The sequence below is a fragment of the Paenibacillus pinistramenti genome, from assembly GCF_005869875.1.
In the GTDB taxonomy this organism is placed as follows: Bacteria; Bacillota; Bacilli; order Paenibacillales; family Paenibacillaceae; genus Fontibacillus; species Fontibacillus pinistramenti.
Genome location: NZ_VAWG01000017.1, coordinates 47,660 through 63,313, shown reverse-complemented (window position 1 = coordinate 63,313; position 15,654 = coordinate 47,660). Strand labels below are relative to the sequence as shown.

Below are 15,654 nucleotides of genomic sequence, written 5' to 3'. Positions count from 1 at the left end.
TGCTCAATGGCAGACACAATGCCCTTTAAACCATCGGAGATAAAGAGCAAAACCTCTTCGGTGCCGCGTGCTTTCACATCTTGAAGGAGATCATTCCATAGGTAAGCAGACTCTGTTGGAGCAATGGTGTACGCTAACACCTCTTTGGAGCCATCCTCACGAATACCGACGGCCAGATAGACGGCTTCTTTAGAGACCGTATCCCTTTTGACAGCAACATAAGTGGCATCGATATACACGCAAACATAACGCTTAGCCAGCTTGCGTGTCGTGAAGGCATCGACATGTTCAACCATGGTCTTCGTCATATTCGATACGGTTTGCGGTGTGTAGTGATGTCCATACATTTTCTCAATGAGGTCCGCAATCTCCGTCATCGTCACACCTTTCTGGAACATGTGAATGACGAAGGATTCCAGCGTGTCATTGGATCGCTTGTACGGAGCGATCGTTTGCTGTTTAAACTCCCCGTTGCGATCCCTGGGAATAGTGAGCTTTAAATCACCATATTCGGTGTGCAGTGTACGTGAGTAGCTGCCATTTCGAGAATTTCCCGAGTTTATGCCTGCACGGTCGTACTTCTCATAATCTAAAAATGCGGTGAGCTCGGTTTCTAACAAGCGATTCATAGCCATTTCCAAATGATTGCGAAAAATCTCGGTTACGTCCTGCTTTGTGACTAGAGCCTGGACTAAATCTGATGTAAAATGATTCATAGGGAAGACCTCTTTCTTGTGAGTTGGTTGTGGTGACTTAATTCTACAAGAAAGGTCTTCCTTTTTGCTATTTATCTATTTACACAAGATATTTTACGCTCTCTTTATATTATATATTTTCAGATATTCCATTACTTTCTTGGCTGTTTGAACCAATCTTAAAACTATATTTAAAGCATCTACGCTTCCTTTCCATATTTCTTTCTCGGGCTCCTTCCCCTGTGCTCTTGGTGTCCAAAATATACGCTATGAAGATAAAAAAGATTAGCTAGCATTTCTCTGCTGCATTGGCCAATTTCCACTAATTTCAATACACGCCGGTCCCTTTCCCCATTACCTCTCCTTCAGGGTGCACAGTATTTACTCACTCCCCCTCCCAATTCACCCAACAATGACGTAGAATCTGGGTCAAAAAAGTTATTAAATTAGAGTAGTGTTCATAGTCAAGAAAAATTTAAGGATTGATTAGATGTGAGGGCAGCAAAATATGGACGCAACAAGTGATAAAAATCCTGATAATACAAGTGGGTTAAGGCGGTAGCTCTTCTCCATTTCTTCCCTAATTTAAGAAATAAGCCGAGAAAAAACAGGAGAAAGTATCTGGATTTATCTCGGCTCTTAACACGTTTTTTAATAACACACTTTGATTGCTTATAACAATTTATTCTGCACCTTCCAAATGCCCTTATCAAAAAACATATTTATACCAGAAGCTCTATTGTTTCTTCACCCCAATTAACCTGGCATTTCAAATTCATCGAGCAACACAAATATTCCACTTATTGGCTTAAGTTGTATTTCAACTCACTTCTCCCCCATGAAAGCCACGGACATACATCTTATAGAGGCGAAGAAGATGTCTAAAAAAGGCATGATTCAAATACTGAATATCGATCATTAGAGATTCAGATGTAACCGTAACAGACTAAGAAATTCTTAACTAGCATGATCCTAGGTTCTTTCTCAAAACAAATGACTTATGAAAAATACTGATGCTAGACTGAATAGTAGACACGGAGAACCGAGAATTTTAGAATAAACCTATTCAGAATTCGAGGTGTCCGAACATGACGAAAAAGTACGATAAGGAATTTAAATTGCAAACGATCCAAATGATTCAGGAGGAAGGGAAAGCCGTGGCGCAAGTTGCCCGGGAACTGGGGGTAAGCGAGAATACGCTGTACCGATGGATGACGGAATACAAGGAATCCGGCAAGCAGGCCTTCCCTGGTAGTGGTCAATTGAAACCGGAGGACAAAGCTTTACGAGATATGCAAAAGCGAATCCGTGATTTGGAAGAGGAGAACGAAATCCTAAAAAAGGCCATGCACTACTTTGCAAAAGACCGACGCTGATATACGCATTCATCTACGATCAACGCTCCAAGTGCCGTGTGGCGAAGATGTGCAAAGCATTGGGCGTATCCAGAAGTGGATACTACAAATGGAGCAAAATGAGCTGAATCAGCAGTTTCAAGTGTTGGCTCCCAACAAGACCTGGGTGACTGACATCACCTATGTCTGGACCGATGAAGGCTGGCTGTACCTCGCAAGCGTCATGGACTTGTACAGCCGTAAAATCGTAGGGTTCCATATGGATGAAAGGATGACGAAGTCGCTGGTGCTGAAGGCCTTAGAACGCGCCTACATGCAGCAAGGGAAACCGAAGGGAATCCTTCATCACTCTGAACGCGGCAGCCAGTACGCCTCACTTGACTACCACTACCAGGCGCGGATAAAGGACTACCATATGTTAGGCAGCATGAGCCGCAAAGGCAACTGTTATGATAACGCCTGCATCGAGTCGTTTCACAGTGTGATCAAGAAAGAACTGATCTATCTGGAGAAATTCAAAACACGGGAGCAGGCTCGAAGACGCATTTTTGAATATATCACATGCTTCTACAATGGAAAAAGGATTCATTCTTCCATAGGGTACCATACGCCCAATCAGTACGAACGTATGTGCCGTCCTGCGGCATAATATTCTCGGTTTTATGTGTCTACTCTATTGACAGAGGTACACTTAGATTGTCATCTCTCCATAGCTATAAATAACACTATTAATAAAAAAACCAAAGATCATTTGCTTGATCTCTGGCAATTTTTATCGATATGCCTACATACGTTTGACAAATCATTCTCACTGTCAAGGTAACCCTCAAAGAACAGAACATTTTCAAATAAAGCTCTCTATTTGAGTGATTGCTAGCAATCATTGCTAGAACGCCTTAAGCGTAATATATACGGTTTTATATGGTCTTCCATGACATCATGGATAGAATATCCCGGCCTACTTGCAATTCGATGACCCTCGACGTCGTCAACACTTTTAGGTACATGCCAATGCCACGGATCAAACTGTGTAATCTCTTCAGGTGTTCCACCAGGATGGTAATGAGCGTGGAATTTTTGGATGATTGCTCCGTTGTTGGCATACCAATCATAATAGTACTCAATGAGTTCAGTTCCCTCAAAAATTTCACGGCAACGAAGGTTCCCATTGTAATAGTGAAACGTAATCTTGGCGTTTACTTCTCTGCCTTTTTTGTGATCTAACTGTTTTCTTTCTGTCTCAGAAAACCTTACCTCCAATATTTCATTGTAGAGGTATTCCAAGTTAGAGAATATTGTCTTTTTAAGACCAAGAGTCTGCTGTCGCACTAGCTAACCTCGCTTTATATGACCACCATATCGAGGCATCAGTATCTTCTTCTGACAGTTCTTTGATTGTTTTATCGCCAAATACCTGTTCAAGTGGCCCGCCGTATTTTTGTTCAAATTCTTTAATGGATTTTTCTAGATATGTTACTTCATCTACTTCGGGCTCCTGGTTTTCAGCTTCCCAATTGGCTTTAAGAACCGAAACAGAGACCGCTTTGCCATTTGCGAATGTAACTACCGAATCCTCCGGAATTTTCGTCCAGCGTTTGCCCTCTTTCTCAACTCCGCTAATTTTCCCTTCACGAATCCAGGTATTAATCGTTTGAACAGTAACACCAATGTACCTTGCAACTTCAGTAGTTGAAAAGGATACCGTGCTCGCTTGCTCGTTTCCGGACTCTTGGGAAATGTGCTGAAGCAATACAGAAGCATACGCATAAAGTCTTTCCTTATCGAGAAGGCTAGTTTCATCCCATAGAGGGATGTACTGTTCAGCTCCTTTCACTGTAAAAAGCAGGTTTTTTAAAAGAGCCGCCGTAAGAAGTTGATCTGTTTCAACCATTTTCCTAATAAAATCATGGGCGCTTGACCCCGTTAATATTGTTCTTTCTATTACTGTTGGACGCATAATCATATCACCTCTCACCTCCATTATACAGTGTATGTTCAGTCAGTCAACAAAGTGAATATAAACTGAAAGTAAACTTAAGAATAATTATTAACATCCTAGAGTTATTTTAATCAATAGTTGTCCTTACCCCTTAAAGCCATATCACCTCCCCCACTTTTCCTCCATCCTCTCTCCACTCGCTTGTCCTATTTTTAACGAAAAAAACCGAGCCCCCAGGATAGAACACCCGGATTTCACTCGGCTCGAAGCACAATTTTGAGATGGTTTTAGTTGGTTTTAGATGGTTTTTAGATGGTTGTGATAGCTAGATTCTAGACCTTCAGGCAGCCCCGGAATCCCCTTGCACCGTAGTAAGATTCCGCGCCATTGTGGTAGGCAAAGACCGTGTCATAACGACGATCGCAGAAGAGGGCGCCGCCGAGCTTGCGAATTCGTTCCGGTGTCTCCACCCAGCTCGATGATTTCGTGTCAAAGGCTCCAAGCTTCTGCAGATCCCGGTATTGTTCTTCCGTCAACAGCTCGATGCCCATAGCAGCGGCCATATCCAGCGCGTTATTCGCCGGTTTGTGTTCTTTTCTTGATTCCAGCGCTTCCAGATCGTAGCAAATACTTCGGCGGCCTTTGGGACTTTCCGGCGAACAATCGTAGAAGAGGTATTCTCCCGTCTCTTCATCACTTCCAACAACATCCGGCTCGCCTCCGGTCCGTTCCATTTCACTCAGTGACCACAGTTTTTCGATATTCGTATCAAGCTTGTCCTGAACATCAGACCATTGAATATCGTTATGGCGGTTCCTATTTTTCTCAAAACGGGCCTTCAGCTTTCCGAGCAGCTCTTCACGTTGTTCCGGTGCCAGCTCCTTAGTAGTCAAGTCGAATTCCTCCCCAAACTTCATACTTATCAACCTTACAATACCATATCCCAGGGACCTGCTCCCAATCGATTTGGAAAAATAGTCTACGGCAAGCTCCTCACAACCTGCCGCCCCGCAGCTCATAAAAATACTGCACAACCGGATGCTTCAGCCTCATCTCCCCGGCCAGGTTTACAATCCGCTTCTTCCCGACCCTTCTGTCCACCAGGGCCAGAATATTTAATAGAATATCGCTGCTCTCCAGGCTTTCCTCGATAGAAGTCGTTAGAAACTTATTCGCAGTAGCGGTAAAATTCGATTTGCTTAAGGAGGACTGGGCGGACAACAGCTCTTTGGCAAGCTCTGTCATTTTTCTGTTTCTGGCAATCACGATGAGCCGGTCCTCCGGCACGCTGCCTTTGGTCTCTTGTCTAACGGTTTCGATCTCTTCCGGGCTGATGGGAATTTGAATCTCCGGATCATTTTTGATCGCAAGCTCCGTTTGGTACCACCGGATTCCGCTGGCCTTATCGCTCATATTAAATACGTTCTTTCCATCTACCGCAATATAACTGCTCCCTGCTTTATCGGGTAAATAGCGGTAACTTGTGGCACGGTACTCGACCCTGCCATTCAGCGCAGGACTGAGAAAGCTCTCCAGCTGCTGCTTTAATTTGCTCCAGGACATGTCATCCCCCTATATTCTTAGGCTCTCATAGCCAGCTTTGATTCGATCGCAGATTGCCATATCCATAAAAAACATCCCGCCAAGATGGGGGATGTCTCCATTATTAATCAGCAGAATTCTGTCCCCTGCTTCCAAACCCATCCAGCAGCGCACGCGCTTCATTGGTCGACTTCGCATTCATCAAGCTGTTTCTCAATTCACTTGCCCCGCGGAATCCGCGGACATAGATTTTGAAGAAGCGGACCAGGGCACTGAAGGAACGCCGCATCTCCGCCGAGTATTGATCGTGGAGATCCAGGTGCAGCCGCAGCAGATCGAGCAGCTCATCGCTGCTGTGATCTCTGGGTTCTTTTTCAAATGCAAACGGGTTATGAAAAATCCCCCGCCCGATCATAATGCCGTCCACGCCATACTGCTCAGCGAGCTTAAGGCCGGTCTGACGGTCAGGAATATCGCCGTTAATGGTGAGAAGGGTATGAGGCGCCACCTCATCACGCAGCTTCTTGATCTCCGGAATCAGCTCCCAGTGCGCGTCTACTTTGCTCATTTCCTCTCTCGTCCGCAGGTGAATGGACAGGTTCACAATATCCTGTTTCAAAATGTGGGTTAACCAGCCGCGCCATTCGTCTACGGCGGTGAAGCCGAGCCTTGTTTTTACACTGACGGGCAGGCCCCCGGCTTTGGCGGCTTGGATGATATCGGCTGCGATTCCGGGACGGCAGATCAGGCCGCTTCCTTTTCCATTCTCCGCTACATTCGCTACAGGACAGCCCATATTGATGTCAATTCCTTTAAATCCTTCCTCCGCCATCCCGATACTCATTTGCCGGAAATATTCCGGCTTGTCCCCCCAGATATGGGCGACCATAGGCTGTTCATCCGCTGTAAAAGTCAGCCGACCGCGCACACTCTGGTGCCCCTCCGGGTGGCAGTAGCTCTCTGTGTTCGCAAACTCTGTAAAATATACATCCGGTCTGGCCGCTTCACTGACCACATGGCGGAACACCACATCCGTCACATCCTCCATGGGCGCCAGTATAAAAAAGGGGCGCGGCAAATCACGCCAAAAGTTATTTTTCATATCCAAAACCTCTCTATCACTAAAAGGATCGTTCTTTATCCTGAAATGGTTAAAGCAAATTAAAGCAAATTATATCATACCCCGAGGGTAAAAAACGCAAAGAAGACAATGGATCGTTCCCATCGCCTTTCGATGTCCTTGCCTCTACTACTTTATTTCGAGGGGGAACTTATTCTATTTTACGGCTGCCAATCGGTATGGGCTTTAAAGCCAAGGGCTCCATCGAAGGTGAAGTTAAAGTGACGCCATCAATTCTTGTCACAGAGTCTCCCCGGGCGTCGATTGCTAATGATCCTGCTGTACAGGCCGTGTTGAACGCTGAGGCTGAGCGGTTGAAGAAGGCGTTCTACAACGTCTCCGAGCTAAGCGTAAATCCTTCAACGACCACATCTTCGTCAATCTCGATCAGGAGGCATTTTTTTCCTTGAAAATTCACCTGTCTCACATGCCGTAAATCTTCTGGACTGATCGAAATCGTGGCCACCTTCGTATTAATCTTGATGGACTTCGAATTGAATTTTGGAACGACACTGCTCGCTTTGAACTCGTAGTTTCTGTCGTCCACGATGGTTTGGAACGCCAGCTCTACCTTTTCCGCCGTCACGTTCTCCACGCCGCTTACCGTCAGCATCCGTTCCACATCTTTATAATCCAGCGTTGGCGGTTCTTCCTCTTCATTGGTCTCGATGACCTGATGAATCTCCTCGTATAGACTGGCAATCGTCGAGGCATCGAGCGGCTCTTCCGCCACCGTGTTTACGATTTCCTCAAAAATAGATCTCTCTTCCAAGGCCGTAACGGTCTTCTCCGCATTCAAGACCTCCTCGATAAAATGCTGATTCGGCTCGTTCGCCCGTCCCGAGCAGTACAGAATCCGGTTCACATCGGAATACCCATCGGTCACGCTGGGGTAGAAAAAGCCCTGCTCTGGTGTGCTTAGCTTGATAATCGGATCCACGATGACATTGTACTTGAATTCCCGTTCGAGATAATCAAAAAGAAGGGTTTTCCGTGGCTGTTCCGTAGAATTCACCGAGCATAAAATGAACGGATTTGCGAACATCTCGTTATTTTCACTCTCCTCTGCTTCCTCGTTCCGGGCCTGGGTCGGCTTGTAATATTGTCCGCGGGCGAAGGTGACCACTGTATCCCGTTCATATTGGGCGTCCGCCAACATTTTCTCCACCAGCAATAGCATCAGATCCTGCCATTCTTCAACATCACCAGTCAACAGGCCTTGATGCAGAAGGATCCGTGTGGGCTGCTCCGCTTCCTCATGTAGCTTCAGCTCGAACAGCTTTTGATCCATTTCCCCGGTCAGCAGCTTTTTGAAATTCCCCATATGCAGCTCCTGCTTCTCCCTGTCCACCAGTTCGAACGGCTGCCGCTCATAATGATAAATTTCACTGCTGTCCTTCATAATATAGACGTTCAGGATGTCGTACACATGGAGCTTTTCGTGATCCAGCTTAAACTGCTTGCGAATATAGGCAACTTCTTTTTTTAACATGATTGAACAGACAACTCCTAGAAGTAGATTGTTCTTCCAGAATAAACGTAATAAAAGCTCTTTGTCCAGAAGGGTCATAATTTCCTGTCACTAGGCCGCTAATAACAGAAGCCCACCAAGCACAGGTCAAACGGCATCTAAAAAACCAAAACCACCCGCAGCACGGGTGGCTTTGATCCAAACTGCTTTATATTCAAATTCTGAACCTTCACGAAACCATTTATCAGCTTAAAATGGCAGGGCGTTTATAATCCGCTTTTCTTTTTAAAATAACGGTACCCGCGGTATCTTCTCCAGGACCCAATGTAGGTGCCAGCACCCTTTCAATCACTACCTTACCCGAGATGCCTGTTCCCTGAACAAAACCCCTTTGATGCGTCTTACGGGTGTTTCTTCTGTTCATGTTACTTCACCTCCAAAAATATAGTGGATTGAACTCATTAGCTCCTCATTCTCATTCATCAAGCTTTCAATGTGTGAAGCCGCTATTCCTCCGCTGATCGTCAGATGAATCGTAACAACCAGTTCCTTACCCACAGGATAACATAGCAAATATACGCTCGCAACACCCGTTTTATTGTACAAAATTGCCTGCTCGGTTCCGGTCAGGTGCACGTCAATGACTAAGGGCTTGGAAGCACTCTCTGATTTATATTCTTTAAAATCATAAAATTTTCCGCGTCCGACATTTCCGGCGACCTGCCTTATTCCATCTGTCCCTTCTACGGTCCAAACCGCAGCTCCAGAGACCTTGGCACTTGCAATTGTTCTTGTGTCGTACGCCGTTCGGATGGCTTCATATAGATATTCATATCTGCGACCTGGGTCAGCCAGAAGATCCTTGTTAAACTGGATTAAAAAGCTGATCAACGACTGGTGCGCCGGATTCACAAATGGGCCCAGCTCTTCAATCTTTTCGCGGATCGAATCACAGGCTGTTACTACTGCGGCATCTTTATTACTCATAGACGCATCATATGTAATATACGTTAACCCGTGCAGGTCAGAAGGAATATGAAATTCTGTAATTTCTTTAGACTGATGTGTTCTACTCGATTCAATAGGAACAATGTAAAAGACGCGCTCTCTGCCTAACCGCCCCCAAAACAGCCCCATCTCGAACAGGGTATTGTCCCGCGGAGCCAGGACCGTTTTTCCCCGAAAATCGACAATATCGTCAGGACCGAATACAAACACAGCAATATCGTTATGATCCACTTGTGTTTCTAAATCATCCATGGTTGCATTATTTACTTTAAACACGCCTGCGAACCACGGAGTTATTTCAGCATAGAGCTGCAGCTCACGCATTACAGCCGTGGCATACCGTTTTGCTTCTGACGATGATCCAATAAATAACCTCGGCTTTGGTCCCTCCATCCCGTTCCCCCTTCTCAGAAATTCGATTACTCGGTTATTCAGCTACTCGATTATTCCATTACTTATCTATCTGCCATTACTATTCATACAGACAAACCTGATAAAATTATACAGAATTGGGCGTTTGGAATCTATCTTTGATGAATCTATTAATTATCTGAACCCTACATTACTGTAAAATATAAACGATTCACTACAAAAATCCCCCTCACCAGCGTGAGCCGTAATTAAATAAATCACTGGGAGGACACTATTATGTCAGAAGAAACTGTTAAAAACGAACTCTTTCACGCCTACTACAAACGTTGGATTACAGTTTACAAAGAAGGTGCGATACGGTCAGTTACAATGGCAAAATATTTGATGACCTATCAATGGTTGGTCAAACTAGCCCCTAATTTGAAAGTTTGCGAGCTGACACGCATATCTTATCAGCAGTTACTAAATGATTATGCTGCAGAGCACGAACGTCAGACAACGATGGATTTTCACCATCAACTTAAAGGTGCAATTCTTGATGCCGTTGATGAGGGCTTAATTGAACGCGATCCAACACGCAAAGCAATCATCAAAGGCAAAACACCCCGTGACAAGAAACCGCAATACTTGAATCAGTTTGAGCTTCATACGATGCTGACAAATTTGAATTTGGAGCAAGAAATCAACTGGGACTGGTTCATTCTTCTGCTTGCAAAAACGGGTATGCGATTTTCAGAGGCTTTAGCGTTAACCCCCAAAGATTTTGACTTTACACACCAAACATTGTCTATCAACAAGACCTGGAATTACAAAGGTGATGGTGGATTCTTGCCAACCAAAAATCAATCCTCGGTACGAAAAATTCAACTTGACTGGCAAACCGTTATTCGATTCTCTCAATTGCTGAAGGGGCTGCCGGAAGATAAGCCGATTTTTGTACGCACCAAAGGAAAAATCTATAATTCAACTGTAAATTCCGTGTTGACTCGTTTATGTGGGAAAGCTAATGTGCCTAACATTTCCATTCACGGCTTGCGGCATACCCACGCGTCACTTTTATTGTTTGCAGGTGTCTCCATTGCTAGTGTTGCACGGCGACTAGGACATGCAAGTATGACCACAACCCAGAAAACCTACCTCCACATTATTCAGGAACTTGAAAATAAAGATATTGACCTTGTAATGCGTTCATTATCTAGCTTAAGCTAGATCACCGCTATCCGCTTAAGGCTCACGCTGATGAAGGGTGATGAGGTTGTCGAGGTTCTTAAATGTCTTACCGATTTTCTGCTGCTCCCGAATAGATGGAATCGAAATAATTAACTTTTCAAAATCTGGCATATTAACAGATTGTACGGTTGTCCCCGTCTTAACTATTGAAGTGAGAATCGTATTCTCTTTCATTTCAAGTTGGCTGACGAAGAAGTATGTGTCTAGTATTCCACTATCCAATAATAGAGCCTTGATGTCTTGATTTATTGCAACATCAACGGTTGGAAGGGTAATTGGGAACATTCGCGCAAGAATACCACTCCTTGAAACAATCAGCGGAGTGAATGCCGGAACAACTTTTGTAGCCGATTCACGTACTGCCTTTTCGGTTATTGTATAGGTCCCTGCAGAAACATATCTGTCTTTTATTTCCTGTGATGATAGCCACACAATATCGCCATTCCAGTAGGCTTTGTTTGCCTTTGAAGGCGTAGCTCCACCGACCATTTTTACAACATCCCCCAACCTACGCTGTTCCCAAGCGAAAGAACGAAAGCCTACAAAAAAGAGCCAAGAATAAATATTCTTGACTCCCTCTTCCATCAGTTCTTACACATTTACACCTAAAATTCTCAACTGTTCATTAATCTTAGCTTCAAGATCAGCGATTTCCTGCTTGTCCTGCTCTAATAGCTTAATCACTTCATCCAGGTCAATGGTTTCTTCTTCTTCAGATGTATTCACGTAGCGAGGGATATTCAAGTTGAACTCGTTATCTTTGATTTCTTCAAGGGATGCCACATGAGCATATTTATCAACATCCACACGATTCCGATAGGTTTCTACGATCTTGTTGATGTTGTTATCCGTAAGTTTGTTTTGATTCTTGCCTTTTTCAAACTCTTTGCTTGCATCGATAAACAAAATATCTTTTGTTTTACGATTTTTCTTGAATACGAGAATCGTCGTCGGGATGCTTACACCGTAGAACAAATTGGCGGGGAGCCCTATTACCGTATCCAGGTAGTTCTTCTCAATGATGGTTTGGCGAATCGCTCCTTCTGCTGCTCCACGGAACAAGACACCGTGTGGCAGTACAATTGCCATTGTTCCCGTATCATTCAGATGATATAGACTGTGTAGAATAAAGGCGTAGTCTGCCTTTGTCTTCGGAGCAAGCTTACCATATTCGCTAAAACGCGCGTCTTTCAGTTTCGTTTCGCTGTTATCCCAATGAGCAGAATAAGGAGGGTTCGCAACAACAGCGTCAAAAGAGCGCGGGCGGTCAATACCTTTTTCATCCGGTCCATCCGGCCAATCGCTTTCCAGTGTATCTGCATTAGACAGCGTCATGTTGTTAAATGAAACGCCATGCATCATCAGGTTCATACGAGCCAAGTTGTAGGTTGTTGTATTCTTTTCCTGGCCAAAGAACTTGATAGCCCCCGGCTTATCTCCGCCTGGCAATTCCTCTTTCACGGTTAAGAGCAAGGATCCAGATCCACAGGTCGGGTCGTACACGGCGAAAGTCTTGTCCGATTCTTGTACACCCTCCGTTACGATTTTAGCCAAAATTTTAGAAACTTCATGCGGGGTGTAGAACTCTCCGCCTTTTTTCCCTGCGCTTGCTGCAAACTGACCGATCAGATATTCATAGATCGCGCCAAGAATATCTTGGCCGTCTTCACCTTTATAATCAATCCCATCAACCAGCTTTACAATCCGGTTAAGTGATTTCGCCCGTTCATTTGTAGAGGAACCAAGACGAGAGTCTCCAAGATTGATATCGTTAAACACGCCACGAAAATCTTTCACGGCTTCTTTGTTTAATTCAGCGTTCTTATTGAAGTTGTCAAACATCGTTTGATAATCACTTGGAATGACCATGCTATTATCAATCTTATCAACTAAAGATGCCCATGTATCCAGCGGTGCTATGGCATAGCCTAAGCTTGCAGAAATATCCTCCAGGTAGTCATTCAAATCGTCACCCTTCGCTTGTTCTAAATAGGCTTGATTGATCGACTCGCCTTCGGCCACATCGAGAACATTATTTTTAACTAAATATTGTTCTTGGTGCTCGGACAGATAACGATAGAACATAAAGGCTAAAATGTAGTTTTTGTATTCTGCGGCGTCCATGCTTCCGCGAAGCTCATTCGCCATCGCCCACAGTTTGGTTGTAATGGTTTGTAGATTATTGCTCATCTTGATCTTTTCCTCCTAGTTATTCAATCGCCAAGTTTACTGCTCATTATCAAGGTCTTCCGTCCTGTATACGTTGTAACCCTCATAATGATAGCTTGCGTCGATGCCTTTCATATAGACTTCACGGTCATTGATTTTGTCGGTAAGCGCAGTTTTAAGCAGAAGCTTGATTTCAACGTCCTTGACGGGACTTCTTTCCATCGCAAGCAGATAATCATCTTTATCGACCTTGCTCCAATCGACAACTTGCCTCAATTCTCTTTTCAAAATAGTGTCAAGCCATATTCTCATGCTCCTCCCATTGCCCTCTCTGAAGGGATGAGCCACATTCATCTCGACATATTTTTCTATGATTTCATCAAAGGTGGATTGCGGCATTTTTGCGATATGTTCCAGCGCAGCTTCAAGGTACATAACGGGTACGAACCGAAAACCGCCCTTTGCAATATTTACATCACACACTTTTCCGGCGAAGTCATAAATATCCTCGAACAGACCCTTGTAAATTTCGGATAGTGCGTTAAATGTTCCCTCCAATGTATCCAACAAACCTGATTCAAACATTTCAAGGGCTTTTTTCTTACTAAGTTTCTCTTCAGCGCGAGCAAGCTCCGAAGAATTGGTAATTCCTAGCTTGTTATTTAAAACCATAACTAGGTCCTCCGATCAAACAAACATTTGTTGGAGTAGTGATTTCTTCAGTTGCTGCAGGTTATCCAGTTTACGCTGATGAAGGGTGATGAGGTTGTCAATATGCTTAAAAAAGTTGCCAATTTGAGTTTGTTCTTCTTTTTCACTTGGCATAAAAAATTCAAATGTATCAATTTCTTTTGAGGAAACATTGGGCTGTGCTCCGGATACTAAAACAGACTTTAACTTATCTGCAAACAAATCTGAGCGAACAACTGTCGAAATAAATGTATAATCAGCTACACCTATATCCGTAAAATAACCAACACGTTGGTTTTGATAGATCTTGATTCTATTGGGGTTATCAAGTATAGAGACCTTTCCGGTGGTCGCCCCAGACATTGCTAAAACTGCTGCTTTATCTGGCAAAATAAAATTTTCATCTTGCTCTAACTCGTCATAATGGTCAAATTCTCCACCAACATCACCATTTGATAAAATGTTCGATATTTTCACAATAGGCACTCCGACTTTTGTAAATAGCTCGCTTTTGAAAGCGAAGCCTCCACGCAATGGTGATACTTCCCCCAACTTACGCTGTTCCCAAGCGTCAGTGAATCCAGGAAAACGAACTTCGGGAAAATCTTCGCCATCTTTCGGAACCATTTTTTGGAGCAAGCCAGCCTTCATATTTTTCACGTTATTTAACTTACGCTGATGAAGGGTGATGAGGTTGTCTAACTGGGTAAAAAATTCCCCGATTGCTTTTTGCTCTTTATAATCCGGCGCAATTACCTGAACACTATTTATAGCGACTTTTGATAAACTCGGTACACCAGTAGACTCATCTTTTTGCTTCCAGTTTACTTTTTGAAAAATATTGAAAATGAAGTCCAAGTCATTTCTATCTTTCGGAACGGCATAAAATAGCGTATCTACCGTCCAAAACGGTGCTTTTAAGATATACGGCTTGTCTATTGTTCCTTTTCTTCCAATACCGATTGCATCTTGGTTATACGATAAGGCTTCACTTACGCTCAGCATATATCCACCTGTTCCATAAACAGGAATATCACCATCAGCAAGGTGCTTATAATCTCGACCGCTTCTTACATCAACAAGTTGTGATAACTCACGCTGTTCCCAAGCATCAGTGAACCCAGGAAATCTTAATTTGGGTACATTTTCTTTATTGTCGCTCATTTCTGCTCTCCCTGTATTTTCTTAATAACTTTATCAAAATCAGAAACTATTTTTTGATGTTTGTTGAATTCTTTATACTCGCCAATAGCCTTTTCATGAGCAGTGCTTTGTGAAATACGCCCATTCCCTTCCAAGATTTCATAGCGATTGAATGCTAAAAATTCATCAATGCTTTTCGCGAAATCCTGCATTCCCAACAAAACCTCGTCGTCGAGCAGACGTTCCACATAGTCGAAATATGCTGATACGTTGCGCTCCAGACTGCGAATTTCTTTTTCCGATAAATAATTCTTTGCAATTAATACGTCAGATTGTAAAATACGGCCATCGGGAGAGTTCTTCCAAGAAGTAAGTCCCATGTGTTCTTTGTCTTTATCGGCACTGTCATAAACAATTTCAGCAGCCGTTTTGCCTGTAATCGCATAATGAAACTTGTTCTGAACGGTCGCATTTCACTTGCTCGAATGGAACGAACGGTTTCAATCAGCTCGCGGAAGTAATCCTTGCCGAACACATTCTCCCCTTGTTTCATACGTTCAACATCAATTTTAAAACCTTTTTGAATATAATCCTTCAAAATATCCGTTGCCCATATCCGGAACTTCGTTGCCTTTTGTGAATTCACACGATAGCCAACGGAGATAATTGCATCCAAATTAAAATACTTTACTGGCCTTGTTTGTGTTTTCCCTTCAATTGCACCGTGTTGAGTGGTATTTTCCAAAATGGAAACAACCACTCTCTCATCCAATTCTCCAGACTCAAAAATATTCTTTAAGTGTTTGCTGATTGCTGGGACTCCAACATCAAAAAGTTCTGCAATAGCCTTTTGAGTTGCCCAAATCGTTTCGTCCTGGATAAGAACTTCCACCTTTTCATCCGCATCATACATTAAAAAT

At 43.6% G+C, this 15,654-nt stretch carries 14 protein-coding genes and 2 pseudogenes; 2 read left to right on the top strand and 14 right to left on the bottom strand.

Annotated elements, in window-relative coordinates:
- The coding region (locus FCN15_RS16095) for an IS256 family transposase (RefSeq protein ID WP_138496018.1) at positions 1-716 on the bottom strand (716 nt) is incomplete at its 3' end.
- A gap of 1,067 nt (positions 717-1,783) precedes the next feature.
- On the opposite strand from FCN15_RS16095, the pseudogene FCN15_RS16090 reads away from it, so the two are divergent.
- Positions 1,784-2,699, top strand: a pseudogene (locus FCN15_RS16090) (IS3 family transposase).
- Between the two features lie 224 nt (positions 2,700-2,923).
- Here the strand turns inward: FCN15_RS16090 and FCN15_RS19215 are convergent.
- The 8 genes from FCN15_RS19215 to FCN15_RS16055 form a co-directional block, all read right to left on the bottom strand.
- Positions 2,924-3,334, bottom strand: a complete 411-nt coding sequence (locus FCN15_RS19215; RefSeq protein WP_162515390.1) for a hypothetical protein — start codon at positions 3,332-3,334, stop codon at positions 2,924-2,926.
- Positions 3,335-3,353: 19 nt separating this feature from the next.
- On the bottom strand, positions 3,354-4,013 hold the full coding sequence (locus FCN15_RS16085; RefSeq protein WP_162515389.1) for a helix-turn-helix domain-containing protein: 660 nt from the start codon (positions 4,011-4,013) through the stop codon (positions 3,354-3,356).
- Positions 4,014-4,321: 308 nt separating this feature from the next.
- Entirely contained in the window at positions 4,322-4,906 is a 585-nt protein-coding gene (locus tag FCN15_RS16080; RefSeq protein ID WP_138496016.1) for a DUF4256 domain-containing protein, read from the bottom strand.
- 76 nt (positions 4,907-4,982) lie between these two features.
- Positions 4,983-5,552 (bottom strand): SF0329 family protein, encoded by a 570-nt coding sequence (locus FCN15_RS16075; protein WP_138496015.1) that lies wholly within the window; start codon positions 5,550-5,552, stop codon positions 4,983-4,985.
- A gap of 103 nt (positions 5,553-5,655) precedes the next feature.
- Positions 5,656-6,633 (bottom strand): tRNA dihydrouridine synthase, encoded by a 978-nt coding sequence (locus FCN15_RS16070; RefSeq protein ID WP_138496014.1) that lies wholly within the window; start codon positions 6,631-6,633, stop codon positions 5,656-5,658.
- A gap of 346 nt (positions 6,634-6,979) precedes the next feature.
- Positions 6,980-8,143, bottom strand: coding sequence for a DUF4317 domain-containing protein (locus tag FCN15_RS16065; RefSeq protein ID WP_138496013.1), 1,164 nt, complete (start codon positions 8,141-8,143; stop codon positions 6,980-6,982).
- Between the two features lie 223 nt (positions 8,144-8,366).
- A complete protein-coding gene (locus FCN15_RS16060; RefSeq protein ID WP_138496012.1) occupies positions 8,367-8,546 on the bottom strand; it encodes a hypothetical protein in 180 nt (59 codons plus the stop codon).
- The gene (locus FCN15_RS16055; protein WP_138496011.1) at positions 8,543-9,523 is read right to left on the bottom strand and encodes a TIR domain-containing protein; all 981 of its coding nucleotides are present in this window, start codon (positions 9,521-9,523) and stop codon (positions 8,543-8,545) included. The genes FCN15_RS16060 and FCN15_RS16055 overlap by 4 nt, the downstream gene beginning before the upstream one ends.
- Before the next feature lie 255 nt (positions 9,524-9,778).
- Between FCN15_RS16055 and FCN15_RS16050 the strand changes: the two genes are divergently transcribed.
- Positions 9,779-10,711, top strand: coding sequence for a site-specific integrase (locus FCN15_RS16050; RefSeq protein WP_138496010.1), 933 nt, complete (start codon positions 9,779-9,781; stop codon positions 10,709-10,711).
- Positions 10,712-10,726: 15 nt separating this feature from the next.
- Here the strand turns inward: FCN15_RS16050 and FCN15_RS16045 are convergent, their stop codons facing one another.
- The 5 genes and pseudogenes from FCN15_RS16045 to rhuM form a co-directional block, all read right to left on the bottom strand.
- Positions 10,727-11,317: a restriction endonuclease subunit S gene (locus FCN15_RS16045; protein ID WP_138496009.1), complete on the bottom strand. Its 591-nt coding sequence runs from the start codon at positions 11,315-11,317 to the stop codon at positions 10,727-10,729.
- A gap of 6 nt (positions 11,318-11,323) precedes the next feature.
- Complete coding sequence (locus tag FCN15_RS16040) at positions 11,324-12,922, bottom strand: type I restriction-modification system subunit M (RefSeq protein ID WP_138496008.1); 1,599 nt, start codon at positions 12,920-12,922, stop codon at positions 11,324-11,326.
- A gap of 36 nt (positions 12,923-12,958) precedes the next feature.
- Positions 12,959-13,573, bottom strand: a complete 615-nt coding sequence (gene fic, locus FCN15_RS16035) for a protein adenylyltransferase Fic (protein ID WP_138496007.1) — start codon at positions 13,571-13,573, stop codon at positions 12,959-12,961.
- A 15-nt stretch (positions 13,574-13,588) separates the two neighbouring features.
- Positions 13,589-14,755, bottom strand: coding sequence for a restriction endonuclease subunit S (locus FCN15_RS16030; protein WP_138496006.1), 1,167 nt, complete (start codon positions 14,753-14,755; stop codon positions 13,589-13,591).
- A pseudogene (gene rhuM / locus FCN15_RS19540) lies at positions 14,752-15,647 on the bottom strand (RhuM family protein). The gene FCN15_RS16030 and the pseudogene rhuM overlap by 4 nt, the downstream one beginning before the upstream one ends.
- Positions 15,648-15,654 lie beyond the last annotated feature (7 nt).